Below are 22,143 nucleotides of genomic sequence, written 5' to 3' on the forward strand. Positions count from 1 at the left end.
TCACCGCCGCACCCGCACCGGCACCACATCCCGCAGCTCCGGAACCGACACCGGCATCACCAGGGGGCACCATGACCGCACCGGGCACCATCCCGCTCACCACGCCACTCACCACCGCCGACCTCGTGGCGGGCTGGCGCCGGGTGGGCGTCCGCGAGGGCATGGCGCTGATCGTGCACTCCTCGCTCTCCAGCCTCGGCCGGGTCGAGGGCGGCGCGGCGGCCGTGGTGGCCAGCCTGCGCGAGGCGGTGGGGCCGTCCGGCACCGTCGCGGTGCCCACCTTCACGACCGCCACGGTCAGCGACCCGGCCCCCGGGCACCCCGGGCCGCCCACCCCCGAGGTCGCCGAACTCCGGGCCGCCGTCCCGCTGTTCCGGCCCGATCTCCCCTCCCCCATGGGGGCGGTGGCGGAGGCCCTGCGCGCCCTGCCGGAGAGCCTGCGCAGCACGCACCCGCAGGCCTCGGTCGCCGCCGTGGGGGCGCACGCCCGGGAGGTCACCACCCGCCGCTCGCTCGGCTTCGCCATCGGCCGGGAGTCGCCGTTCGGCGCGCTGCACGACCTCGGCGGCCATGTGCTGCTGGTCGGCGTGGGGCACAACCGCAACACCTTCCTGCACTACGCCGAGACTTTCGCGCCGAACCGGCGGCTCAAGCTCCGGCGCTTCCCGATGGCGATCCAGGGCGAGCGGGTCTGGGTCGAGGCGCCGGACGTGGGCGACGACAATGACACCCACTTCCCGCTCGTGGGCCGGGAGTTCGAGGAGCAGGCGGGCATCCGCGAGGTGCTGGTGGGTGCCGCGCCCTGCCGGCTGGTCCCGGTCCGGGATCTCATACCCTTCGCCGTCCGCCGCCTCACCGAGCTACTGGCGGCGGACGGCCGGGGAGCAGCGGCGGACGGTCCCGCAACGGCGTAGCCCGGCCGCCCGCTCGCGCTCGAGCGGACACCCGGGCCCCGCCCGTCACCTCACCTCACCTCACCTGGCCCGACCCGGCGTCACAACCGGGGCGTCAGTGCCGCGGGTCAATGCCGCGGGTCAGTGCCGCGCGTCGTGCAGGGAGTTGGTCTCCTGGATCTTCTTCCAGGACTTCGGCTCCGCCGGCAGCTGCTCGTCGGCCTGGCCCGCGCCCGGCGCCAGCGAGGCGGCCGCCGCGGCCCCCGCCGGCACCGGCCCGGCGGCCGGCTTCGCGGCGGTGAAGAGCCAGGTCTGGAAGAGGTCGCCGAGCTTCTTGCCGGAGATCTTCTCCGCGTACGCCTGGAATTCCGGGATGGTGGCGTTGCCGTAGCGGCGCTCGGTGGGCCAGCCCTTGAGGATCCGGAAGAACTTCTCGTCCCCGACGGTGTTGCGCAGCGCCTGGATGGCGACCGCGCCCCGGTCGTACACGGCGCCCGAGAACTGGTCGTCGGCACCCGGGTCGCCCGGCTTGACGGTCCAGAACGGGTCGGCGGCCGGGTGGGAGGCGTAGACGTAGTCGGCCAGTTCCTGCGCGGTGCCCTCGTTCTCGTGCTCGGACCAGAGGAACTGCGAGTACCGGGCGAAGCCCTCGTTCAGCCAGATGTCGCTCCAGCGCGAGAGCGAGACGCTGTCGCCGTACCACTGGTGGGCCAGCTCGTGGACGACCACCGAGGTGTTGGAGCCCTTCGCGAACATCCGGGGGCTGTAGAAGACCCGGGTCTGGGTCTCCAGCGCGAAGCCGGTCGGGACGTTGGGGACGTAGCCGCCGACCGAGCTGAACGGGTAGTCGCCGAAGTAGCCGCTCAGCCAGTCGACGAGTTCGCCGGTGCGCTCGACGCTCGCCTTGGCCGCGTCCGCGTTGTCGCCGAGGTCCTTGCTGTACGCGTTGTAGACCGGCAGCCCGCTCGGCGTGGTGTCCGTCGTGACGTCGAACTTGCCGACCGCGAGCGTGGCCAGATATGTCGCCTGGGGCTTGGTCTCGCGCCAGCTGTAGCGGGTCCACCCGGCCTGGGAGGAGGTGCCGGTCAGGAGGCCGTTGCTGATCACCTGGTTGCCGTCCGGCACCAGCACCGAGACGTCGAAGGTGGCCTTGTCGCTCGGGTGGTCGTTGCTCGGGAACCACCACCAGGCCGACTCGGGCTCGCCGGCCGCCACCGCGCCGTCCGGCGTGCGCAGCCAGGCGGTGAAGCCGTACTTCTTCACAGTGGAGGGCACACCCTTGTAGCGGACCACCACGGTGGCCTGGCTGCCCTTGGCGAGCGGCCGGGCGGGGGTGACCTCCAGCTCCTGCTCTCCGCTGGTGGTGAAGGTCGCGGGCCGCCCGTTGACCCGGACCTCCGAGACGTTCAGCGCGAAGTCGAGGTTGAACCGGGAGAGGTCCTGGGTGGCGGTGGCCAGGATGGTGGTGGTGCCTTCGAGTTCGTCGGTGGCGGGCTGGTACTTCAGCCGGATGTCGTAGTGCGAGACGTTGTATCCGCCGTTGCCGTAGGTCGGGTAGTAGGAGTCGCCCGTCCCGGCCGCGCCGGGTTGGAAGTCGGATGCCGAGGCGGGGACGGCCAGGAACAGGCTCAGGGCACTGGCAGCAGAGACGATCAGCCTCTTGCGCACGTGGTCCTCCAGGGATCACCGGAACGATGGGTTGGATCGATCCTTGTCCCGGTGGTCCCCGCTCCACTCCCCCATTGTGAGATGTTCATGAAAAGAAACGCGCCGAAATGACACCGTCGCAGCAATGCCGCGACGCCGTCACCTCACCCCACTTGTCACTCCTGCCGCTCAGGCCACTCTCACCACTCAGGCCCCGAGCGTCACCGGAGCCCGCACCAGCGAGCCGTACTCCGTCCACGAGCCGTCGTAGTTCTTCACGTGCGGGTAGCCGAGCAGCTCGGTGAGCGCGAACCAGGTGTGCGCCGACCGCTCGCCGATCCGGCAGTAGGCGATCACCTCGCGCTCCGTCTCCACGCCCTTGCCCGCGTACAGTGCCCGCAGCTCCTCCGCCGACCGGAACGAACCGTCATCGTTGGCCGCCTGCGACCAGGGGATGTTGACCGCGCCCGGGATGTGCCCGGGCACCTGTGCCTGCTCCTGCGGCAGGTGCGGCGGCGCGATCAGCTCGCCCCGGAACTCGGCCGGCGAGCGGACGTCCACCAGGACCGCGTCCGCCCCTGGCTTGGCGAACACCTCGGCCTTGGCCAGCACCTCGTCCCGCAGCGCCCGCAGCTCCGGCCGCTCGGGCCCGGTCAGCCGGTAGCCGGTGTGCTGGTAGTCCATCACCTCGCCGGTGAGCTCGCGGCCCTCCAGCTCCCACTTCTTGCGCCCGCCGTCCAACAGCCGCACCGGCCCGAAACCGCGCAGCCGCAAGAGCCAGTAGGCGTACGCGGCGAACCAGTTGTTGTTGCCGCCGTACAGCACCACGGTGGTGTCGTCCTCGACCCCGGCCGCCCGCAGCAGGTGCTGGACGCCGTCGCGGTCGGCGTAGTCGCGGCCGACCCGGCTGTGCAGGTCGGTGGTCCAGTTCCAGCCGACCGCGCCGGGAATGTGGTCCCGGTCGTAGGCGGTGGTGTCCTCGTCCACCTCGACGACCCGGATCGTCCCGTCGTCCAGGTGGTGGGCCAGCCAGTCGGTGCCGACCAGCGCCTCGGGGTGTGCGTAGCCGTTGCCGGTCATCCCGTGCCCTCCTTCACTCCGCCCAGGGCTGCACGGACCGGGCCGCCGGGCGCGCACGCGCCGGCGCGCCGCGAACGGGCCGGACACTTCGAACGTACGTCTGCCGCCGCGCCCGGGCCACCCCGGCCGAAAACCGCGCCCGTCCGCCGTTCGCCACCCCGGCCGGGAACCGCGTCCGTCAGCCTCCCCTCAGGCGGCCGCCCCGTCCGGCCGCGCCACGTAGTACAGGTTCAGGATGTCCCCCTCGACCCGCTTCGCCTCGACCGACCGGAACCCGGCCTCCGCCAGCATCCGCCGCGCGGTCTGCTCGCCCCAGACCGTCCCGAGGCCCTCGCCGCCCTCGCCGAGCGAGACCGTCATGCAGTAGAAGGTCGAGAAGGTGTAGAGCGCGGGCGCCAGCGGGTGCTCGACGTTCTCCTCCAGCTTGCTGCTGGCCGCGATGTCGCCCATCAGGAAGACCCCGTCGGGCCGCAGCGCGCCCGCGACGGCGGCGAGCGTCCGGGTCGGGCGGGCCAGGTCGTGGATCACGTCGAAGGCGGTGACCAGGTCGTACCTGCCGGTCAGCTCGGCGGAGTCGGTGACCTCGAACCAGGCGTTGTGGAGGCCGAGTTCGGCCGCCGATTCGCGGGCGGCGGCGATCCCCTCGGCGGAGATGTCGATCCCCGTGAACCGGCTCGCGGGGAACGCCTTGGCGAGCACCGTGATGGCGTGGCCCTGCCCGGTGCCGATGTCCACCACGTCGATCCCGGCCCGCAGCCGCTCGGTCAGCCCGTCCACCAGCGGCACGATCGCGTCCACCAGCGCCAGGTCGTACACCCGGGCGGTCTCCTCTGCCTGCAGCCGCTGGAAGCGCGGGTAGGCGGAGTACGGCATCCCGCCGCCGGTGCGGAAGTGGCCGAGCAGGTCCTGCTCGACCTCGCCGATCATCGACAGGAACTGCATCATGGCGCCCAGGTTGTCCGGCCCGGCCGCCCGGGTCAGGGACGCCGCGTGCTCGGGCGGGAGCGCGTAGGTGCGCCGTTCCGGGTCGTACTCGACGATGCCGCCGACCACCATGCCGCCCAGCCACTCGCGCACGTAGCGCTCGTTCAGTCCGGCGGTGCTCGCGATCTCCTCGCTGGTCGAGGGCGCGAGTCCGGCCATCAGGTCGAAGAGCCCGGTCTGGTGGCCGAGGCTGGTCAGGAATCCCAGGCAGGCGTCGTTCAGCACCTGCACCATCCGTCCGGCGAAGGCCTCCTGCTTCACCGCGTCCGGTTCCCGTACGGACATGACTTCCTCCTCCGCGGCCGGGACGGCAACCCCCTCCCTGCCACGCTACGCCGCCACCCCACGAGCCCCAACAGACGGGCGGCCCGGCGATCGGTCCCTACCGATCGCCGGACCGCCCGCCCGGGAGGTCCAGCCCGTCCGTCGGCCTCAGGAGAAGATGACGGAACGCAGCTTCAGCCGGTCGCCCAGCTTCTTGCCGGGGTTCATGACGTAGAACGTGTCGCCGTTGCAGCCGAAGTCGAGGAACACCGTGGCCGTGGAGGTGGTGAAGTTCTCCGGCGCGAAGGCCGGGGCCTTCTCCGTCGCGCCGAACAGGTCGATGCACTTGCCGCTCTCCGGGTCGGCGATCCCGGCCGGGACCCCGGGGCCGACCTTGTAGAGGAAGTCGCCGGTGGCGGCGTTGGCGGACATCGGAACGGCGAGAACGAGGGCGACGGCGCTGGCGACGGCGAGAACGGTGTTGCGGAGACGCATGGGTGAGGGCCTTTCAGGTGGTACCCGGGCGGTACCTGATGAATTGGTGCGAGACCACCCTAGAAGCCAGAAATCCGCAGAAACGGTTCTTCCAATCCACCCTTTCGAGTGGTTTGAACCGAAAAGCCGCCACCTTGCCGTCCATCCCGCATGTCACTCCCCATCGATCCGTGTCGCTCAGTTCGGCGGAGCCGTGAAGGAGTACCCCGAGTCGATGAGCACCGGCAGGTACGTCTTCAGCGCCGCCACCGTCTGCGAGCGGTCCCCTCCGCCGTCGTGGTTGAGCACGATCGCCCCGGGCCGGACGTCCTTGAGGATCCGGTCGGTGATCACCGAGGTGCCCGGCCGGGCCCAGTCCCTCGGGTCCACCGACCAGCCCATGTTGCGCATCCCGAGGTCGGTGGCCACCTTGAGCGAGACCGGGGACCAGTCCCCGCCCGGCGCGCGGAACCAGGTGGGCAGCCGGCCGGTGGTCCTGTGCAGCAGGTCCGTGGTGCGCTCCAACTCGTCCTTCACCTTGGTCTCGGACAGGTGCCGTAGGTCCGGGTGGGTCCAGGTGTGGTTGGCGATGTGGTGGCCTCGGTCCGCGATCTCCCGCACCAGCTCCGGGTGCTCGACCGCGTTCTCGCCGATCAGGAAGAAGGTCGCCCGGATCCCGTGCTGCTGGAGCAGCGCCAGCACGGTGGGCGTGTGCCGGGGGTCCGGCCCGTCGTCGATGGTGAGCGCCACCACCCGCCGCGCCGCGTCCAGCTCGTACACCGGCTTGCTCTCCGCGTCCGTGAGCGTCTTGTGCACGGGCACCACGCTCGGCGCAGCGGCCGACGGGGAGGCGGACGGCGACGGGCGGGTCATCGAGGGCGAAGCGGTCGACGAGGGCACCGCCGACGGCGCGGCCGGTGCGGCGCCCGGCGCTCCCTCGGGCCCGGGCGGCGCCACCGGAAGGGCGATCTCGGCGACCCCCACTTCGGCGCCACTCTCCTCGCCGTTCCAGGGGCTCCGGCAACCGGCGGCCGCCCCCAGCAGGGACATCCCGGCCGCGACCAGCAGCAATCTTCGCGAAGTAATCTGACGATCTGACAGCATTCTGAATGCTTCCCCCGGCCGTCACCGCCCCTCCCAGGGGTAGCCCCTACAGCCCCGATCACCACTCCGACGGCCCAAGGGCGGTCGCACACACCCCGCTTCCCGGGTTCTTCCGCCGGTCTTCCCCGACCGGACGCTCGGCCTCCCGCCCGGGCCGCTACGCTGTGCCTTCCCCAGTGTGATGATCTGCCATCAGAGGACGTGGCCATGACGACAAGTCAGAACTTCCCCCAGCAGGGCCCGCAGGACGACGCCGTCGAGCCGAGCCAGTGGGAACGTTTCGGCGTCGACACCACCACTCCGCACTCCGCGCGCGTGTACGACTACTGGCTGGGCGGCAAGACCAACTTTCCGCCGGACCGCGCCATGGGGCAGGCCATCGAGCAGGCCGTGCCGAGCGTCAAGGAGATGGCCAAGGCCAACCGCGCCTTCCAGGGCCGGGCCGTCCGCCACCTGGCCCGGGAACACGGCATCCGTCAGTTCCTCGACCTCGGCACCGGCATCCCCACCTCGCCCAACACCCACGAGATCGCCGAGGCCGTCAGCCCCGGCACCCGGGTGGTCTACGTCGACAACGACCCGATCGTGCTCGCCCACGCCCGGGCGCTGATGGTCTCCAGCCCGGCCAGCCGCACCACCTACATCCACGCCGACCTGCGCAAGCCCGAGGAACTGTTCGCCGACCCGGCGCTCACCTCCACCCTCGACCTCACCGAGCCGGTCGGCCTGCTGATGATCGCCGTACTGATGCTGATCGCCGACGAGGACGACCCGTGGGGCCGGGTCGCCGCGCTGCGCGACGCCCTGCCCGCCGGCAGCTGCATCGCCCTCACCACCCCCACCCCGGACTTCGACCCGGAGGCCGTCGGCAAGGTCGCCAAGGCCGCCCGGGCCGGCGGGATGACCCTGGTACCGCGCTCCTACGACGACGTGGTCCGCTTCTTCGACGGCTGGGAGCTGGTCGAGCCGGGCGTCGCCCCGGTCCTGGCCTGGCGCCCGGACGGCGAGCCCCCGGCCGACCCGAAGGCCGCGTACTACTGGGGCGGCGTCGCCATCAAGCGCTGAGCCGCCGAACCGGTGCCGGGCAGGACGGCCGCACACCGACCCGCCCGGCACCGGGTTCACTTCAGCAGCCGCGACATCCGCCGGTCGGCCAGCGGCTTGCCCCCGGTCTGGCAGGTCGGGCAGTACTGCAGCGAGGAGTCCGCGAAGGACACCTCCCGTACGGTGTCCCCGCAGACCGGGCACGGCTGGCCGGTCCGGCCGTGCACCCGCAACCCGAGCTTCTTCTCCGCCTTCAGGTCCCCCGCCGCCAGCCCGCGCGAGCGCTCCACCGCCTCGCGCAGCGTGCTGCCGAGCGCCTCGTACAGCCGCGCCGTCTCCTCCTCGCTCAGACTGGCCGCGATCTTGTACGGCGACATCCGGGCCGCGTGCAGCACCTCGTCCGAGTAGGCGTTGCCCACCCCCGCCAGCACGCTCTGGTCCCGCAGCACGCCCTTGATCCGGTGCCGGTCGTCCCGCAGCAGCGCGGCGAAGGCGTCCAGGGTGAAGCCCGGATCCAGCGGGTCCGGGCCGAGCCTGGCCACGCCCGGCACCTCGGCCGGGTCCTTCACCACGTAGACCACGAGGCCCTTCTTCGTCCCGGCCTCGGTGAGGTCGAAACCGTCACCGGCCTCGCCCTCCAGGCGCAGCCGCAGCGCCAGCGGGTTCTTCGGGCCGGGCCGCGGCGGCTCGGCGGGCAGGCTGTCCTTCCACCGCAGCCAGCCCGCCCGGGCCAGGTGGACCACCAGGTGCAGCCCGTCGGCCTCGATGTCCAGGAACTTGCCGCGCCGGGCCACCGCGCCGACCGTCCGTCCCTCCAGCGCCGTCACCGGCGGGTCGTACGTCTTCAGCGCGCTGATCGCCACCGGCTGCACCCGGGCGATCACACGCCCGGTCAGCCGCTCGGACAGGAAGGCGCTCAGCGCCTCGACCTCGGGCAGCTCCGGCATGCGCCCAGTCTCCCCCAGCCCACCGCCCGACGCGCGCCCTGCCCGCTGCCGCAACCGCCCCTCCGCCTCCGCCGCCTTTGCCCACCCCCACCCCGAAGCGCAGGCTGGAACGGAGGGAGGTGCCGCGCCGCCATGAGCACCCTTGAGGAACAGATCGACATCGCCGCCCCCGTCCTCGCCGCCTGGGAGCAGCTCCACCGGGTGCACGACTACCCGCGGTTCGTCGACGGCGTCCGCAGTGCCCATCCGCACGGGCAGAACCTGGCGCACCTCGGGGTGGCGGTCGGCGGCGCCGAGCGCTCGGTCGACACCGAGATCACCGACCGCGGCCGGGGCCGGGTGATGGCCTGGCGGACGCTGGACTCCCTCCGGCTCCGCGGCGCGTTCGCCCTGCTGCCGCTCGACGCCCGGCACACCCGGCTGCAGATCCGGGTGGAGTACGACCCGGAGGCGGTGCACGAGGCGTTCGGCGGGCCGCGCGGCTTCGCCCAGGCCGGGGCGATCGAGCGGACGGTCCGCGAGGACCTGCAGCATTTCCGGGAGCTGGTCGAGGCCCGGGTGAGCGCCGCCGACGAGCCGCCGCAGGAGCCGTAAGAGACACATAAGCCCAGCTCAGCACAGGTGGTGAGGCTCTTCACAGAGCGCCGCCGAGCAGACCGTTCCACTTTCAACCTGTGGCAGACTCGGATGCCATGGACATCGGCCCGGTCACCAGGACGCTTCGCGCGGCGGTCTTCGCCGCGCTGGTCGTGCTGCTCGCCGGGCTCGGTCAGGTGCTGGTCACCGGCCGCGCGCTGCCGGTCGGTCCGATGCTCCTCGCCTCGGTCGCCGTCTTCGCGGTGGCCTTCGCCCTGGCGGGCCGCGAGCGCGGTTACCCGACGATCGCCGCGGTGTTCCTGCCCCTGCAGCTGGGCGCCGGCGCGCTGTTCGACGTCGCCCAGACCGCCTGTCCCTCCCTGCCGCCCGGCGCCGGGCACGGCCTGCAGCCGCTGCTGTGCGGCGGCGGTTCGCTGGGCGGTTTCCTGCTCGGCCACGGCGTCTCCCAGCAGACCGGCGTGCTGCTGCTCCTGCTGTTGCACGCGGTGATCGCGCTGGTCGGCGCGTACTGGCTGCGCCGCGCGGACGCCGCGTTGTCCGGCCTCGCCCGGGCGGTCCGGATGCTGGGCGAGTTCCTGCACCGCCACCTCCCGGCCGCCGCCCGCCGGCTGCTGCTGCTCACCGCGCCCGTCCCGGCCCGTCCGGTGGCGCGGATGCCGTTCCCCCCGGCCAGCCGCGTGCTGGTCCCCGCCGAGGACGTCGTCGTCCGTCCGGCCGTCCGGCGCGGTCCGCCGGTGTTCGCCCTGGCCGTCTGAGCCCTTCGCTCGACCCGAGCTTCCTTGCTCACCCCGGGCTTCCCCGCGCGACCCGAGCCCGCTCGCTCACCCGGCCGTCTCTCCCCGCGCAGGCCCCGACCGGCCGCGCCCGCACCCCCGCACGCCCGAGAGCACAGGACGACACCCCATGAGCAACACCCGCAAGACCGACCAGAAGACCTCCGCCACCGACCGCATGCGCAGCGCCCGCGCCCAGGCCGAGCGCTCCGACCGGATCCGCCGCCGGGTGGTGGTCGGCGTCGCCTCCGCCGCGGTGCTGGCCCTCGCGGCGGGCGTGGCCTTCGCCGTCGGCGGCTCCTCCGGCTCCGGTTCGGACGCCGCCGCGAGCGGCCCGGTGGTCGTTCCGGCGAACGCGACTGGCGACGGCGGCACGGTGATCTCCTACGGCAAGGCCGACGCCCCGCACACACTGTCGATCTACGAGGACTTCCGCTGCCCGTTCTGCGAGCAGTTGGAGACCACCACCGGCACGACCATCCAGCAGCTCGCCGACGCGGGCACGTACAAGATCGAGTACCACCTGGCGACGTTCCTGGACAAGAACCTCGGCGGGAAGGGCTCGCGCACCGCGCTGGCCGCCGCTGGCGCCGCCCTGAACGAGGGCGTGGACAAGTTCAAGCAGTTCCACGACGTGCTCTACGCCAACCAGCCGGACGAGCGCAGCGACGCCTTCGGCGACGTCAACCACGTCCTGGACCTGGCCGGCCGGGTGCCCGGTCTGAAGACGGACGCCTTCGTCAAGGCCGTCCAGGAGGGCACCTACGCGCCGTGGGCGGCCAAGGTCAACGAGGAGTTCGACAGGAGCGACGTCACCGGCACCCCGACGGTCAAGCTGGACGGCCGGAAGCTGGACGTCCTCACCGACGGCAAGGCGGCCTCGCCCGAGCAGTTCACCGCGCTGGTCAAGCAGGTGACCGGGTGACGGCCCCCTCCCCGGCCGCTGCCGTCGGAACGGCCCACGGCGCGAGCCGCCCGTTCGCCTGGCTGCTGCTGATCGGCGGCGCGGTCGGCCTGTTCGCCTCGGCGGTCCTCACCCTGGACAAGATCCGGCTGCTGAAGGACCCGTCGTACGTCCCCAACTGCAACATCAATCCGATCATCAGCTGCGGCTCGATCATGCGCAGCGCGCAGGCCGAGGCCTTCGGCTTCCCCAACTCGCTGATCGGGCTGGTGGCCTTCGGGGTCGTCATCGCGGTGGGTGCCGGGCTGCTCGCGGGTGCGACGTACCGGCGCTGGTTCTGGCTCGGCCTGCAGGCCGGGACGGTCTTCGGGGTCGGCTTCGTGACCTGGCTGATGTACCAGGCGCTCTACCGGATCGGCGCGCTCTGCCCGTACTGCATGGTGGTGTGGGCAGCGGTGGTCCCGCTGTTCTGGTACACCACGCTGCACAACCTGCGCAGCGGCGTGATCCCCGTGGGCCCGCGCCTGCGCGTGGTCGTCCGGGAGGCGGCCCGCTACCACTGGGCCGTTCCGGCGCTGTGGTACGCGGTGATCGCGCTGCTGATCCTCAACCGGTTCTGGTACTACTGGAGCACCCTGATCTGATCCGGTCCGCCGCCCTCCCGCCCCCGTCCGGAGCGGGAGGGCCACCGGACCACTCCTCCTCGTGGGGGCTTCATGCGACGCAGGATCGTCCTCTTCGTCTCCCTCTCGGTGGACGGCTACTTCGAGGGCCCGGACCACGACCTCTCCTGGCACCTGGTCGACGACGAGGTGCACACCCACTTCAACCGGGAACTCGCCCGGATGGGTGGTTTCGTCTCCGGCCGGGTGACGCACGAGCTGATGGCCTCGTACTGGCCGACCGCCGACCGGGACCCGGCCGCCGACGGCCCGATGATCGAGTTCGCGGGCATCTGGCGCGCGATGCCGAAGATCGTCTTCTCCCGCACCCTCGACCACGCCGACTGGAACACCACGGTGGTCCGCGAGGTCACCCCGGAGTCGGTCGCCGCCCTCACCGAAGGCCCGGGCGGTGACCTCTCGCTCAGCGGCGCGAACCTGGCCTCGTCCTTCCTCGACCAGGACCTGATCGACGAGTTCCGCCTCTACGTCCACCCGGTCGTGCTCGGCCGCGGCACCCTGTTCTTCCGCCCGACCGACCGCCCCACCCCGCTCACCCTGACCGGGACCCACCGGTTCACCAACGGCGTCACCCTGCTCCACTACGTCCGGGACCACGGGGCTGCCTCGGCAGCCCCGTGAGGTCGGTGAAGGCGGCCGTGCCGGAGTAGCCGCAGGCCCAGCTGGGCCGGGGGCTCCGGCGGCGGGGTGGTCCCCCGGACAGGCCGGCCAGGCCGGCCCGCCCGGGTGGGAGTGTCGGGCGATCCGCCCGCGTCAGCCCGCCGCCGGGCCGAAGGTGAACGCCTCGACCTCGGCCAGGAGTTCGGCCCGCCGTCCCTCGTCGATGAAGGAGGCGCGGAAGGAGTTGGCGGCCAGCCGGCGCAGGGTCTCCTGGTCCAGCCCGAGGGCCTCGCGGACGGCGCGGAAGTTGTCCTCGACGTAGCCGCCGAAGTACGCCGGGTCGTCGGAGTTGACGGTGACCAGCAGGCCGGCCTCCAGCATCTCGCGCAGCGGGTGGTCGTTGATCGTGTCGATGCAGCGCAGGCGGACGTTGGACAGCGGACAGAGGGTCAGCGGGATCTGCTCGCGGACCAGGCGGGCGACCAGTTCGCCGTCCTCCAGGCAGCGCAGCCCGTGGTCGATCCGTTCGACGCCGAGGACGTCCAGCGCCTCGGTGATGTACGAGGCCGGGCCCTCCTCGCCCGCGTGGGCGACACGCCGCAGTCCGGCCTCGGCGGCCCGGCGGTACACCTCGCGGAACTTCGCCGGCGGGTTGCCGACCTCGGCCGAGTCCAGGCCGATGCCCGCGATCCGGTCGAAGTACGGGCGGGCGGCCTCGAAGGTCTCCAGCGCGGACTCGGCGGACTCGTCCCGCAGGAAGCACATGATCAGCCGGGTGCTGATCCCGTACCGCTCCTCGCTGCGCGACAGCGCCCGGGTCAGACCGTCCACCACCACACCCAGCGGCACCCCGCGCGCGGTGTGCGCCTGCGGGTCGAAGAAGATCTCCGCGTGCCGGACGCCCTGCTCGGCGGCCCGTGCCAGGTAGGCGTCGGCGAGGTCGGCGAAGTCGTCCTCGGTGCGCAGCACGGCCATCAGCGCGTAGTACAGGTCCAGGAAGGACTGCAGGTCGCTGAAGGAGTACGCGGTGCGCAGCTCCTCGGCGTCGGCGTACGGCAGCTCGACCCCGTTGCGGGCCGCGAGCTCGAAGGCGAGTTCGGGCTCCAGGGTGCCTTCGATGTGCAGGTGGAGTTCGGCCTTGGGAAGCGGCATCAGCGATCTGTCCGAGCGGTAGCGGGAAACCCGAAGGTACGGAAAGATTCATCCTACGATCCGGACGGTCAACGCCGATGCTCCGCCGCGATCCGCCCCCGGGCACGCCCCGGAGCGCACGGGTGTACCGGCGACGGCCACCGGGCACCCCGTAGGAGGGGGCTTCCGCCGAGGAGGTACCGAGATGCGGCACGCCGACGCCACGCACATCCGGCCCGAGGGCATCTCCCCGCACGCTCTGGGCAATGACACGCTCCTGCACGAGCTGGAACAGCTGCACCGCACGCGCCACGAGACCTTCCTGTACGGCTCGGAGGAGGCGCTGAAGCGGCACACCCTGCGCACCGGGCAGCTGGAGGCCGAGTACCTGCACCGGTTCCCCAGCCGGCAGGTGACCGCCGGGCGGACCAGGGCCGGCGCCCGGGCCCGGGAGGCGGCGGCCCGGGTGGAGTCGCTGCCGGAGTGACGGGGCCGGTCCGCGCGCCCGGCGGGACACGCCGGGCGCGCCGTGGCGTGCCCGGAGCCCGGCCGTCGGGGAGGGTGTGAGGGCAGACGCACCGGACCCAGACCCCCTCGGGAGCCCCGTATGCCCATCGCCAGCGTCAACCCCGCGACCGGCGAGACCCTGGAGACCTTCGAACCGCTCGACGCGGCCGGACTCGAGCGGCGGCTGGCCCGTGCCGAGGCCGCCTTCCACGGCTACCGCAATTCCCCGTTCGCCGCCCGGGCCGAGCTGATGCGCCGCGCCGCCGACCTGCTGGACCAGGACCGGGAGGCGGTCGCCCGGACCATGACCGAGGAGATGGGCAAGCCGCTCGCCGCCGCCCGCGCCGAGGCCGCCAAGTGCGCGAAGGCGATGCGCTGGTACGCGGACAACGCCGAGGCGCTGCTCGCCGACGAGCACCCGGCCCCGGCCGACGTCACCGACTCCGGCGCCGCCCGCGCCTACGTCCGCTACCGCCCGATCGGGCCGGTGCTGGCCGTGATGCCGTGGAACTTCCCGTTCTGGCAGGTGATCCGGTTCGCCGCGCCGGCCCTGATGGCGGGCAACGTCGGCCTGCTCAAGCACGCGTCCAATGTGCCGCGCACGGCGGTGGCGCTCGAGGAGCTGTTCCAGCGGGCCGGCTTCCCGGAGGGCTGCTTCCAGACGCTGCTGATCGGCTCGGGCGCGGTCGAGGGCGTGATCCGGGATCCCCGGGTGGCCGCGGTGACCCTCACCGGCAGCGAGCCGGCCGGGCGGGCGGTCGCCGCCACCGCGGCCGACGTGGTGAAGAAGGCGGTGCTGGAGCTGGGCGGCAGCGACCCGTTCGTCGTCCTGCCGAGCGCCGATCTGGACGCGGCGGTGCAGACCGCCGTCCGCGCCCGGGCGCAGAACAACGGCCAGTCCTGCATCGCCGCCAAGCGCTTCATCGTGCACACCGACGTCTACGACCGCTTCACCGCCGGCTTCGCCGAGGCGATGCGGTCACTGCGCGTCGGCGACCCGATGGACGAGGCCACCGACGTCGGCCCGCTGGCCAGCCGGCAGGGCCGGGACGACCTGGAGGAGCTGGTCGAGGACGCCCGGACGCACGGTGCCCGGGTCGAGTGCGGCGGCGGGCGCCCGGAGGGCTGGGACACCGGGTACTTCTACGAGCCGACGGTGCTGACCGGCATCACCCCGGCCATGCGGATCCACCAGGAGGAGACCTTCGGGCCGGTGGCCACCGTCTACCGGGTCGCCGACCTGGACGAGGCGGTGGCGCTCGCCAACGACACCCCGTTCGGCCTCAGCTCCAACGTCTGGACCCGGGACGAGGACGAGCAGGAGCGCTTCGTGCGCGACATCCAGGCCGGCGGGGTGTTCTTCAACGGGATGACCGCCTCCCACCCGGCACTGCCGTTCGGCGGCGTCAAGCGCTCCGGCTTCGGGCGGGAGCTGTCCGGGCACGGGATCCGGGAGTTCTGCAACGTCACCACGGTGTGGATCGGCTGATCTCTCCCGGAGCCCCGTTCACCCCGGCGCTCACCGGCCGGGTCAGGCCGCGATCCGGTGCCTGCCCCGGCCGGGCGTCATCCAGCGGGCGATCACGCCGACCATCGCGACGACGGTACAGCCCCAGAAGATCGCCATCAGCACCAGCATCGGCGTCAGGCTCACCTGGGTGGCGACCATGCCGAGCCCGACCGAGAGCGCGATCATGAACGTCACCACGGTGGGGCTGAGGGTGAGCAGCCAGTTCCAGGCCCGGTGCCCGAAGCCCTGGTTTCTCTGGGCCTCGGGGCCGGCTTCGACTTCCTTGTAGGTCAGCAGGTCCATCGGGATCGCCTCCAATGCTGGACGGGAGGGAAAGGCCTGGCCCGGGGGTCAGGAGGCCCTGCGGGGAGCCGTGGACTTCCGGCTCGTGGTCTTCTTCGCCGCGGGCGTCTTCTTCGCCGTGGTGCTCTTCTTCGCCGTGGTGCTCTTCTCGGCGGTCCGCTTGGCAGTCTGTTCGGTGGTCCGCTGGGCGGCGGGGGCGCTCTTCTTCGCGGCGGCGCGCTTGCGCGGAGTGGGCTTTTGCTCCTCCGCCGAAGCCGGCTCCGCCTCCGATTCCGCCTCCGCTTCCGGTTCCGCTTCCGCCGCCGGTCCGTGGCCGCCCTTGGCCCGCTTGAGGCTGCTGCGCAGCGCCTCCATCAGGTCGATCACGTTGTCCGGCGCCTCGCCGGGCTCCTCCTCGTGCGGGATCTCGACGCCCTCCAGCCGCGCGGTGATCACCTGCTGCAGCGCCTGCTGGTAGTCGTCGTGCAGCTGGGCCAGGTCGAAGTCCTCGGAGAGGGTGTCCATCAGCGACCGCGCCATCTTGAGCTCCTGCGGCCGGACGGTGACGTTCTCCTCGGGCGCGATCCCGGCCGCCGGGCGGACCTCGTCGGGCCAGATGCAGGTCTGCAGCACCAGCGTGTTGTCGTGCACCCGCAGCACCGCGGGCGACTCCCGGGTGCGCAGCGCGATCTTGGTGACGGCGATCTGCCCGGACTCGGTGAGCGCGTCGCGCAGCAGCGCGTACGGTTTGGCGGCGGCCTTGTCGGCGACACCCACGTAGTAGGCCTTGGAGAACATCAGCGGGTCGATCTCGCCCTCGTCGACGAAGGCCAGCACGTCGATGACCTTCTTGCTGGGCAGCGGCAGGTCGGCGAGGTCCTCGTCGCTGAGCGTGACGGTCCGCCCGTCGGGGGACTCGTAGCCCTTGGCGATCTCCGCGTACGGGACCTCCTTCTCCTCCTGCTCGCAGTACCGCTTCATCCGCACCCGGCCGCCGTCCTTGGCGTGCACCTGGTGCAGCGGGACGTCGTGCTCCTGCGTCGCGGAGTAGAGGTGGACGGGGATGCTGACCAGCCCGAAGCTGATCGTCCCCTTCCAGGTGGTCTGCATGGGGTCGCTCCTGTCCGGCGCCGGGAGCCGACGGCCGCCGGGAACCGGCGATCACCGGGAACCGAGGGCGCCGAGCACGCTCGGGAGCGCTCCGACGAATGCCCCGAGAATCCCACTCTGCCCGGGTTTGCCCCGATCGGCCACACCGGGCCGCCCACGGGCCGAGGGAGGTCGATGCGGATGACCGCCCGCACGGAGGCGACCACGCTCCGCTGAGGGGATCTGAGCTCGCCCGGCCTCCACCCACCTGACGCTGCGTCAGATCTGAGCTTTCCGGACCCCTGTCGCACCCGCTCTGACCTGGCCTTTTGTGTCCGGTAAGCGAACAGTTATCAATGCCTTGTTCCGATACTCGGGCGTAGAAGTTAGGTTGCACCGCAATGCGCGGGTCTGTCCCCCCACCCTGTGGCGACGAGCCCGGGGTCGCCGCGCTGGAAAGGCACAGGGCACCCCTAGATGAGTGCGAACACCACCAAGTCGGCGGCAGCCGCCCAGGTCCCCCACCAGGCGGGGCCGCACGGGCACGGCGGAGACGGCAACCTGAAGGCCGGGCTCAAGAACCGCCACCTGTCGATGATCGCCATCGGCGGCGTGATCGGCGCCGGCCTCTTCGTCGGCTCCGGCGCGGGCATCGCGTCCACCGGCCCCGGCATCCTGCTCTCCTACGCACTGGCCGGCGCGCTGGTCGTGCTGGTGATGCGGATGCTCGGCGAGATGGCCGCGGCCGATCCGCAGAGCGGCTCCTTCTCGGCGTACGCGGACCGCGCGCTGGGCCGCTGGGCCGGGTTCTCCATCGGCTGGCTGTACTGGTTCTTCTGGGTCGTGGTGCTGGCGGTCGAGGCGACGGCCGGCGCGAAGATCCTCAACCAGTGGGTGCCCGGCGTGCCTCAGTGGGGCTGGGCGCTGATCGTGATGGCGGTGCTGACCGCCACCAACCTCTTCTCGGTGGCCTCGTACGGCGAGTTCGAGTTCTGGTTCGCCGGGATCAAGGTGGTCGCGATCGCCGCCTTCCTGGTGATCGGCCTCCTCGCCGCCTTCGGCCTGCTGCCCGGCACCCACGCGGTCGGCACCAGCAACCTGACCGGCCACGGCGGCTTCCTGCCGCACGGGGTGGGCGCGGTGTTCACCGGCATGCTGACCGTCGTCTTCGCCTTCATGGGCAGCGAGATCGTCACCCTGGCCGCCGGCGAGTCGGAGGACCCGCAGAAGGCGGTCACCAAGGCCACCAACAGCGTGATCTGGCGCATCGGCATCTTCTACCTGGGCTCGATCCTGCTCGTGGTCACCCTGCTGCCCTGGGACTCGGCCGAGGTCAAGGCCAGCCCGTACGTGGCGGTGCTGGACCACATCGGCATCCCGGGCGCCGGCCAGGTGATGGACGTGATCGTGCTGACCGCGGTGCTATCCTGCCTCAACTCCGGGATGTACACCGCCTCCCGGATGGCCTTCTCGCTCGGCCAGCGCGGCGACGCCCCGAAGGCCTTCGCGAAGGTGACCGACCGCGGCGTGCCGCGGGTGGCCATCCTCTCCTCGGTGGTCTTCGGTTTCGTCGCGGTCTTCTTCAACTACACCTCGCCGGACACGGTGTTCGCCTTCCTGCTCAACTCCTCCGGTGCGGTCGCGCTCTTCGTCTGGCTGGTGATCTGCGCCACCCAGCTGCGGATGCGCAAGATCATCGAGCGGGAGATGCCCGAGCGGCTGACCGTCCGGATGTGGCTGTACCCGTACCTGACCTGGACCGCGATGGGCATGATCGGGTTCGTCATGGCGTACATGTTCACCGACGCCGACGGGCGCAAGCAGATGTACCTGTCGCTGGTCGCCGCGGCGATCGTGCTCGCGGCCTCGGCCGTGGTGGGCCGCCGGCGGCGGGCCGCGGTGGCGGCGGAGTCCTGACCCGTCCGCACCGCGCGGGAACGCCGGGCCCGGGAGCCGCTACGGAGGCTCCCGGGCCCGGCGCCGTTTCCCGGGCCCCCGCCCTGTCGGCACGATGGCGACACGGTGGCAGCACGACACCGGCAGGACACTGACGCGACATCGTTTGACCAAGGCACGTCAAGGGGGATACCTGGGCATGGCGCTCCCCCACGAGCGCTCCCCCACCCTCTCCGGGAGACCCCGTGCCGCCCCTGCCCACCCCCACGCCACCCTCGCCGTCCCCACCCCGCTCGGAACCAGAGTCCGCGCGCCAGCGCTTCGGCCGTCGGCTGCGCCACTGGCGCGAGGCCCGCGGCCTCAGCCAGTCCGAGCTCGGCCGGCTGCTCGGCTACCACAACTCGCTGATCAGCCGAGTGGAGAACGCCCGGCGCTGGCCGCCGCCGGGCATGCCCGCCCGGGCCGACGAACTCCTCATCGCCTGCGGCGAGTTGGCGGAACTCTGGCAGACCGTCCGGCAGGAGCGCGAACGCCTCGGCGAACTCGCCGTCGCCATCCGGACACCGCTCGCCGCCGACACCGCCCCACCGGACGCCGCCACCGTCGAGGTGCTCGCCCAGCTGCTCGCCGTCTACCGCACCGCCGCCGACCGGATCGGCGGCGAGGAACTGGCCGCCGTCCTGGAGCACCACGCCCGCACCCTGGCCGGCTGGCAGCACACCGCCCCGCCCGAGAGCCTCGCCGCGGTCCGCTCGCTCGCCGCCCAGTACGCCGAACTCGCCGGCTGGGCCCACTTCGAGGGCGACCGCCGCGCCCGCGCGCTCGGCTGGTACGCCACCGGCCTGGAGTGGGCGCGCGCCACCGGCGACCAGGCCACCACGGCCGCGCTGCTCACCCGGCAGAGCACCCTGCACTGGTGGCGCGGCGACCCGGCCACCGCCCTCGCCCTGGCCGAAGCCGCCCGCACCGCCGCCCCGCCCCTGCCGGGGCTGCGGGCCTGGACCGCCGTCGCCCGGGCCCACGCCCACGCGCTGGCCGGCGAGACGCCGTACGTGCACCGGGCGCTGGCGGACGCCCGGCGGCTGACCGCGGCCGCGCTGCGCTCCGGCGAGCCGGCGCCCTGGGCGGCGCGCGCCGAGCTGGTCCTGGCCGTCGCCCACGGCACCTGCCAGCGGGACCTCGCCGCCCACACCGGCCACACCGCCCGCGCCCGCACCACCCACGCCCGCACCGCGGCAGCCCGGCTGGAGGCCGTGCTGCGAGTCCTCGACCCGGCCGCCCACCCGCGTGACCACGCGCTGGTCACCGCCCGCCTCGCCGGCGCCCACGCCCTCGCCGGCCACCGCGAGGCCGCCGCGGCCCTGCTCGCCCGCCTGCCCCGGAGCCCGACCGGCCGCACCACCGGCCGTGTCGCCCGCGAGCAGCGGCGGGCCGAGGAGTGGCTGCGCAGGTGAATGCCCGGGCAGGGCGGTACCTGCCCGGGCATGGCGGCGGTTCGGTTCAGGCGGTCCGGTTCAGGCCGTCCGGTTCAGGCGGTCCGGTTCAGGCCGTCCGGCGCCGCGCGGACCGGGCGAACGCCCGGTGGAACGGGCCGGTCGGCGAGGCCCGGCCCCGCCGAAGGACGGCGGGGCCGGCCACCACCTGCGGGAGTGGTGGCCGACCCCGCTTCACCGGTTCGACCCGGCCGACCGACCCTGCCGGGTCGGCTCGGAGGTCGACTCGGAGACCGGCACGGAGACCGACTCAGAGACCGGCCGCCGCGGCGGCGATGTCGGCCGCGTAGGTGCTCACCTGGGTGTAGATGCCCGGGTAGCCCGCGCGGGCGCAACCGTTGCCCCAGCTGACGATGCCGACCTGGACCCAGCGACCCGCCGTGTCCTTGCGGACCATTGGGCCGCCGGAGTCACCCTGACAGGTGTCGACACCGCCCTGGGCGACGTAGCCGGCGCAGAGCGAGCCGGCGGTGTTCAGGCCCGGGTAGGCGCCGGCGCAGGTCGCGTCGTCGACGAACGGCACGGTGGCCTTGAGCAGGTACCGCTGCTGGGCGCCGCCCTCGCTCGCCGCACCCCAGCCCATGATGGTGAAGGTGCCGTTGTCGTAGGCGCTGGAGGTGGCGATCGGCAGGGTGCTGACCTGGCTGCTGTTCACCGGCGAGGCCAGCTTGATCAGTGCCCAGTCGTCGCCGTTCTCGGCACCGGTGAAGGCGGGCGACTGGTAGACGTACGACGAGCGGACCTTGATCGCGCTGCCGCTGCGCAGGTCGACCGCGCCGACGGTGGCGGTGATGCTGCTGTCGGCACCGGTGCCGTCGACGCAGTGGGCGGCGGTCAGCACGATCTGCGAGGTGTAGAGCGCGCCGCCGCAGCCCATCGAGAGCCGCACCATGAACGGGAACTCGCCCTGCGCCGCCCGTGTGCCGCCGACCACGGTCGGCGACGGCGCGGGCGAGGCGGCGGCGGGCAGCACCAGCACGCCGGCACCGAGCACCAGACCGGCCAACAGGCTGAACACTCTGCCGAATTGACGCTTCATCAGTCTCCTCCTTGCAGGTGGGGGAAGACCGAGAGTGGCCCGGCGGACGGCATGGCAGGAGGGGCGCGGCCTTGCCGGTCGAAACTGGCAGGAACACGGCAATGCGGGGTTCCGGCTGCGGAGGCCCTAGGGTGATCGCCCATGCGGGATCTTGCGGCGGGGATGAAGTACCTGGTCATGGGCCAGAAGTGGGTGGGCCGACACGGCCGCTGGTGGGGCTTCGGGATGCTGCCGGCCCTGCTCACCCTGGTCGGCTACGTCGTCGCGCTCGTCTTCCTCGGAGCCTGGTCCAAGGACCTCGCCGACTGGGCCACCCCGTTCGCCGACCACTGGGGCTCACCCTGGCAGGGCCTGCTGCGCGACGCGCTCGCGGCGATCGTCTTCGGCGGCGGCCTGCTGTTCTCCCTCCTCACCTTCACCGCCGTCACCCTGCTGGTCGGACAGCCCTTCTACGAGGCGCTCTGCGCCAAGGTCGACGAGACCGAGGGCGGCGCACCCACCCCGCCGGACACCCCGCTCTGGCGCGAGCTGCTGATCGCGGTGCGGGACAGCGTCTACGTGCTGGTGCGCGTGGCCGCGTTCGGCGTGGTGCTGTTCGCCTGCGGGTTCATCCCGGTGGTCGGACAGACGGTGGTCCCGGCGCTCGGCTTCCTGGTGTCCGGCTTCTTCCTGACCGTCGAGCTGACGGCCGTCGCCCTGCAGCGGCGCCGAGTGCCGCAGCCCGAGCGGATCCGGCTGCTGCGCGCCCGGCTCGGTCTGGCGCTGGGCTTCGGCACACCGCTGGTGCTGGCCTTCCTGGTGCCACTGGTGACGGTGCTCGCCATGCCGGGTGCCGTCGCCGGCGCCACCTTGCTGGCCCGCGACCTCGTCCCGACCACTGAGGAGGAGGAAGCGGCGGAGGAGGGGCCCACCCCCACCTTCCCCGCTCCCACCGCACAGCCCGCTCCCGGAAACCCGTACGCGACCCCCTGAGGTCGTGACCGTCCGGTCACTCTGCGCCGAAGTCGGCCCGCCCGGCGTGTGAGGCCGCCCACAGGGGGATCGGCGTCTACGACCCTCGCTAGTGGACGGGTGACGGGCCGGCTCCGGCCGGGCGCCGGTGCCGCACCCGGTCCGGGGTTGGCCCGGCGGCACCCCGCCTGAAGAACGCAGGCCACCGCGACTGCCACCCTTGCGTTCCTCCGATGCGTGCGCTGCTTGAC

General features: G+C 72.5%; 23 protein-coding genes. 13 read left to right on the forward strand and 10 right to left on the reverse strand.

Going from position 1 to position 22,143, the window contains the following annotated elements:
- Nucleotides 1-71: 71 nt before the first annotated feature.
- Nucleotides 72-914, forward strand: a complete 843-nt coding sequence (locus tag ACZ52R_RS36120) for an AAC(3) family N-acetyltransferase (RefSeq protein ID WP_465626158.1) — start codon at nt 72-74, stop codon at nt 912-914.
- A 120-nt stretch (nt 915-1,034) separates the two neighbouring features.
- Here the strand turns inward: ACZ52R_RS36120 and ACZ52R_RS36125 are convergent, their stop codons facing one another.
- The 5 genes from ACZ52R_RS36125 to ACZ52R_RS36145 all read right to left on the reverse strand — a co-directional run bounded on the left by ACZ52R_RS36125 (nt 1,035) and on the right by ACZ52R_RS36145 (nt 6,158).
- Nucleotides 1,035-2,561 (reverse strand): M1 family metallopeptidase, encoded by a 1,527-nt coding sequence (locus ACZ52R_RS36125; RefSeq protein WP_465626156.1) that lies wholly within the window; start codon nt 2,559-2,561, stop codon nt 1,035-1,037.
- Between the two features lie 186 nt (nt 2,562-2,747).
- On the reverse strand, nt 2,748-3,620 hold the full coding sequence (locus ACZ52R_RS36130) for a sulfurtransferase (RefSeq protein ID WP_360491608.1): 873 nt from the start codon (nt 3,618-3,620) through the stop codon (nt 2,748-2,750).
- Nucleotides 3,621-3,809: 189 nt separating this feature from the next.
- The gene (locus ACZ52R_RS36135) at nt 3,810-4,889 is read right to left on the reverse strand and encodes a class I SAM-dependent methyltransferase (protein ID WP_465754955.1); all 1,080 of its coding nucleotides are present in this window, start codon (nt 4,887-4,889) and stop codon (nt 3,810-3,812) included.
- Nucleotides 4,890-5,036: 147 nt separating this feature from the next.
- On the reverse strand, nt 5,037-5,363 hold the full coding sequence (locus ACZ52R_RS36140) for a hypothetical protein (protein WP_360491614.1): 327 nt from the start codon (nt 5,361-5,363) through the stop codon (nt 5,037-5,039).
- Between the two features lie 177 nt (nt 5,364-5,540).
- On the reverse strand, nt 5,541-6,158 hold the full coding sequence (locus ACZ52R_RS36145; protein WP_465663312.1) for a polysaccharide deacetylase family protein: 618 nt from the start codon (nt 6,156-6,158) through the stop codon (nt 5,541-5,543).
- Here ACZ52R_RS36145 and ACZ52R_RS36150 point away from each other — a divergent pair.
- Together ACZ52R_RS36150 and ACZ52R_RS36155 are read left to right on the forward strand one after the other, a co-directional pair.
- A complete protein-coding gene (locus tag ACZ52R_RS36150; protein ID WP_465663311.1) occupies nt 6,142-6,432 on the forward strand; it encodes a hypothetical protein in 291 nt (96 codons plus the stop codon). The two genes, ACZ52R_RS36145 and ACZ52R_RS36150, sit on opposite strands and share 17 nt — an antisense overlap.
- Before the next feature lie 221 nt (nt 6,433-6,653).
- Nucleotides 6,654-7,511, forward strand: coding sequence for an SAM-dependent methyltransferase (locus ACZ52R_RS36155; RefSeq protein WP_465626149.1), 858 nt, complete (start codon nt 6,654-6,656; stop codon nt 7,509-7,511).
- Between the two features lie 56 nt (nt 7,512-7,567).
- Here the strand turns inward: ACZ52R_RS36155 and ACZ52R_RS36160 are convergent, their stop codons facing one another.
- On the reverse strand, nt 7,568-8,437 hold the full coding sequence (locus ACZ52R_RS36160) for an Fpg/Nei family DNA glycosylase (protein WP_465626147.1): 870 nt from the start codon (nt 8,435-8,437) through the stop codon (nt 7,568-7,570).
- Between the two features lie 132 nt (nt 8,438-8,569).
- Here ACZ52R_RS36160 and ACZ52R_RS36165 point away from each other — a divergent pair, with 132 nt between their 5' ends.
- The 5 genes from ACZ52R_RS36165 (at nt 8,570) to ACZ52R_RS36185 (ending at nt 12,015) form a co-directional block, all read left to right on the forward strand.
- Complete coding sequence (locus tag ACZ52R_RS36165) at nt 8,570-9,031, forward strand: SRPBCC family protein (protein ID WP_360491629.1); 462 nt, start codon at nt 8,570-8,572, stop codon at nt 9,029-9,031.
- Between the two features lie 98 nt (nt 9,032-9,129).
- Nucleotides 9,130-9,789, forward strand: a complete 660-nt coding sequence (locus ACZ52R_RS36170; RefSeq protein WP_465626145.1) for a hypothetical protein — start codon at nt 9,130-9,132, stop codon at nt 9,787-9,789.
- A 148-nt stretch (nt 9,790-9,937) separates the two neighbouring features.
- On the forward strand, nt 9,938-10,732 hold the full coding sequence (locus tag ACZ52R_RS36175) for a DsbA family protein (protein ID WP_465626143.1): 795 nt from the start codon (nt 9,938-9,940) through the stop codon (nt 10,730-10,732).
- Nucleotides 10,729-11,355, forward strand: a complete 627-nt coding sequence (locus ACZ52R_RS36180) for a vitamin K epoxide reductase family protein (protein WP_465626141.1) — start codon at nt 10,729-10,731, stop codon at nt 11,353-11,355. Before ACZ52R_RS36175 ends, ACZ52R_RS36180 begins: the two co-directional genes overlap by 4 nt.
- Nucleotides 11,356-11,427: 72 nt before the next feature.
- A complete protein-coding gene (locus tag ACZ52R_RS36185) occupies nt 11,428-12,015 on the forward strand; it encodes a dihydrofolate reductase family protein (protein WP_465754956.1) in 588 nt (195 codons plus the stop codon).
- A 132-nt stretch (nt 12,016-12,147) separates the two neighbouring features.
- Here ACZ52R_RS36185 and ACZ52R_RS36190 read toward each other — a convergent pair whose 3' ends face one another.
- A complete protein-coding gene (locus ACZ52R_RS36190) occupies nt 12,148-13,146 on the reverse strand; it encodes an adenosine deaminase (RefSeq protein WP_465663305.1) in 999 nt (332 codons plus the stop codon).
- Nucleotides 13,147-13,330: 184 nt separating this feature from the next.
- Between ACZ52R_RS36190 and ACZ52R_RS36195 the strand changes: the two genes are divergently transcribed.
- Together ACZ52R_RS36195 and ACZ52R_RS36200 are read left to right on the forward strand one after the other, a co-directional pair.
- Nucleotides 13,331-13,612: a DUF6158 family protein gene (locus ACZ52R_RS36195; protein WP_360491647.1), complete on the forward strand. Its 282-nt coding sequence runs from the start codon at nt 13,331-13,333 to the stop codon at nt 13,610-13,612.
- Nucleotides 13,613-13,732: 120 nt separating this feature from the next.
- Complete coding sequence (locus tag ACZ52R_RS36200; protein WP_465663304.1) at nt 13,733-15,121, forward strand: NADP-dependent succinic semialdehyde dehydrogenase; 1,389 nt, start codon at nt 13,733-13,735, stop codon at nt 15,119-15,121.
- A gap of 42 nt (nt 15,122-15,163) precedes the next feature.
- On the opposite strand, the gene ACZ52R_RS36205 is transcribed toward ACZ52R_RS36200, so the two are convergent.
- Both ACZ52R_RS36205 and ku read right to left on the reverse strand, forming a co-directional pair.
- A complete protein-coding gene (locus tag ACZ52R_RS36205) occupies nt 15,164-15,445 on the reverse strand; it encodes a hypothetical protein (protein WP_360491653.1) in 282 nt (93 codons plus the stop codon).
- A 48-nt stretch (nt 15,446-15,493) separates the two neighbouring features.
- Nucleotides 15,494-16,534 (reverse strand): non-homologous end joining protein Ku, encoded by a 1,041-nt coding sequence (ku, locus tag ACZ52R_RS36210; protein ID WP_465663303.1) that lies wholly within the window; start codon nt 16,532-16,534, stop codon nt 15,494-15,496.
- A gap of 456 nt (nt 16,535-16,990) precedes the next feature.
- On the opposite strand from ku, the gene ACZ52R_RS36215 reads away from it, so the two are divergent.
- On the forward strand, nt 16,991-18,430 hold the full coding sequence (locus ACZ52R_RS36215) for an amino acid permease (RefSeq protein WP_465626131.1): 1,440 nt from the start codon (nt 16,991-16,993) through the stop codon (nt 18,428-18,430).
- Between the two features lie 224 nt (nt 18,431-18,654).
- On the forward strand, nt 18,655-19,863 hold the full coding sequence (locus ACZ52R_RS36220; RefSeq protein WP_465663302.1) for a helix-turn-helix domain-containing protein: 1,209 nt from the start codon (nt 18,655-18,657) through the stop codon (nt 19,861-19,863).
- Nucleotides 19,864-20,152: 289 nt separating this feature from the next.
- Here the strand turns inward: ACZ52R_RS36220 and ACZ52R_RS36225 are convergent, their stop codons facing one another.
- On the reverse strand, nt 20,153-20,941 hold the full coding sequence (locus tag ACZ52R_RS36225) for a S1 family peptidase (RefSeq protein ID WP_465663301.1): 789 nt from the start codon (nt 20,939-20,941) through the stop codon (nt 20,153-20,155).
- Between the two features lie 141 nt (nt 20,942-21,082).
- Between ACZ52R_RS36225 and ACZ52R_RS36230 the strand changes: the two genes are divergently transcribed.
- Complete coding sequence (locus ACZ52R_RS36230) at nt 21,083-21,913, forward strand: EI24 domain-containing protein (protein WP_465663300.1); 831 nt, start codon at nt 21,083-21,085, stop codon at nt 21,911-21,913.
- Nucleotides 21,914-22,143 lie beyond the last annotated feature (230 nt).

Source organism: Kitasatospora sp. NPDC034023 (assembly GCF_055575795.1).

Bases quoted from the DNA above. Each gene is read 5' to 3' on its own strand.
- ACZ52R_RS36175 (WP_465626143.1), top strand. From the start codon at position 9,938: ATGAGCAACACCCGCAAGACCGACCAGAAGACCTCCGCCACCGACCGC.
- ACZ52R_RS36135 (WP_465754955.1), bottom strand. From the start codon at position 4,889: ATGTCCGTACGGGAACCGGACGCGGTGAAGCAGGAGGCCTTCGCCGGA.
- ACZ52R_RS36140 (WP_360491614.1), bottom strand. From the start codon at position 5,363: ATGCGTCTCCGCAACACCGTTCTCGCCGTCGCCAGCGCCGTCGCCCTC.
- ACZ52R_RS36130 (WP_360491608.1), bottom strand. From the start codon at position 3,620: ATGACCGGCAACGGCTACGCACACCCCGAGGCGCTGGTCGGCACCGAC.
- ACZ52R_RS36170 (WP_465626145.1), top strand. From the start codon at position 9,130: ATGGACATCGGCCCGGTCACCAGGACGCTTCGCGCGGCGGTCTTCGCC.
- ACZ52R_RS36215 (WP_465626131.1), top strand. From the start codon at position 16,991: ATGAGTGCGAACACCACCAAGTCGGCGGCAGCCGCCCAGGTCCCCCAC.
- ACZ52R_RS36120 (WP_465626158.1), top strand. From the start codon at position 72: ATGACCGCACCGGGCACCATCCCGCTCACCACGCCACTCACCACCGCC.
- ku (WP_465663303.1), bottom strand. From the start codon at position 16,534: ATGCAGACCACCTGGAAGGGGACGATCAGCTTCGGGCTGGTCAGCATC.
- ACZ52R_RS36190 (WP_465663305.1), bottom strand. From the start codon at position 13,146: ATGCCGCTTCCCAAGGCCGAACTCCACCTGCACATCGAAGGCACCCTG.
- ACZ52R_RS36200 (WP_465663304.1), top strand. From the start codon at position 13,733: ATGCCCATCGCCAGCGTCAACCCCGCGACCGGCGAGACCCTGGAGACC.
- ACZ52R_RS36155 (WP_465626149.1), top strand. From the start codon at position 6,654: ATGACGACAAGTCAGAACTTCCCCCAGCAGGGCCCGCAGGACGACGCC.
- ACZ52R_RS36195 (WP_360491647.1), top strand. From the start codon at position 13,331: ATGCGGCACGCCGACGCCACGCACATCCGGCCCGAGGGCATCTCCCCG.
- ACZ52R_RS36160 (WP_465626147.1), bottom strand. From the start codon at position 8,437: ATGCCGGAGCTGCCCGAGGTCGAGGCGCTGAGCGCCTTCCTGTCCGAG.
- ACZ52R_RS36205 (WP_360491653.1), bottom strand. From the start codon at position 15,445: ATGGACCTGCTGACCTACAAGGAAGTCGAAGCCGGCCCCGAGGCCCAG.
- ACZ52R_RS36185 (WP_465754956.1), top strand. From the start codon at position 11,428: ATGCGACGCAGGATCGTCCTCTTCGTCTCCCTCTCGGTGGACGGCTAC.
- ACZ52R_RS36165 (WP_360491629.1), top strand. From the start codon at position 8,570: ATGAGCACCCTTGAGGAACAGATCGACATCGCCGCCCCCGTCCTCGCC.
- ACZ52R_RS36225 (WP_465663301.1), bottom strand. From the start codon at position 20,941: ATGAAGCGTCAATTCGGCAGAGTGTTCAGCCTGTTGGCCGGTCTGGTG.
- ACZ52R_RS36230 (WP_465663300.1), top strand. From the start codon at position 21,083: ATGCGGGATCTTGCGGCGGGGATGAAGTACCTGGTCATGGGCCAGAAG.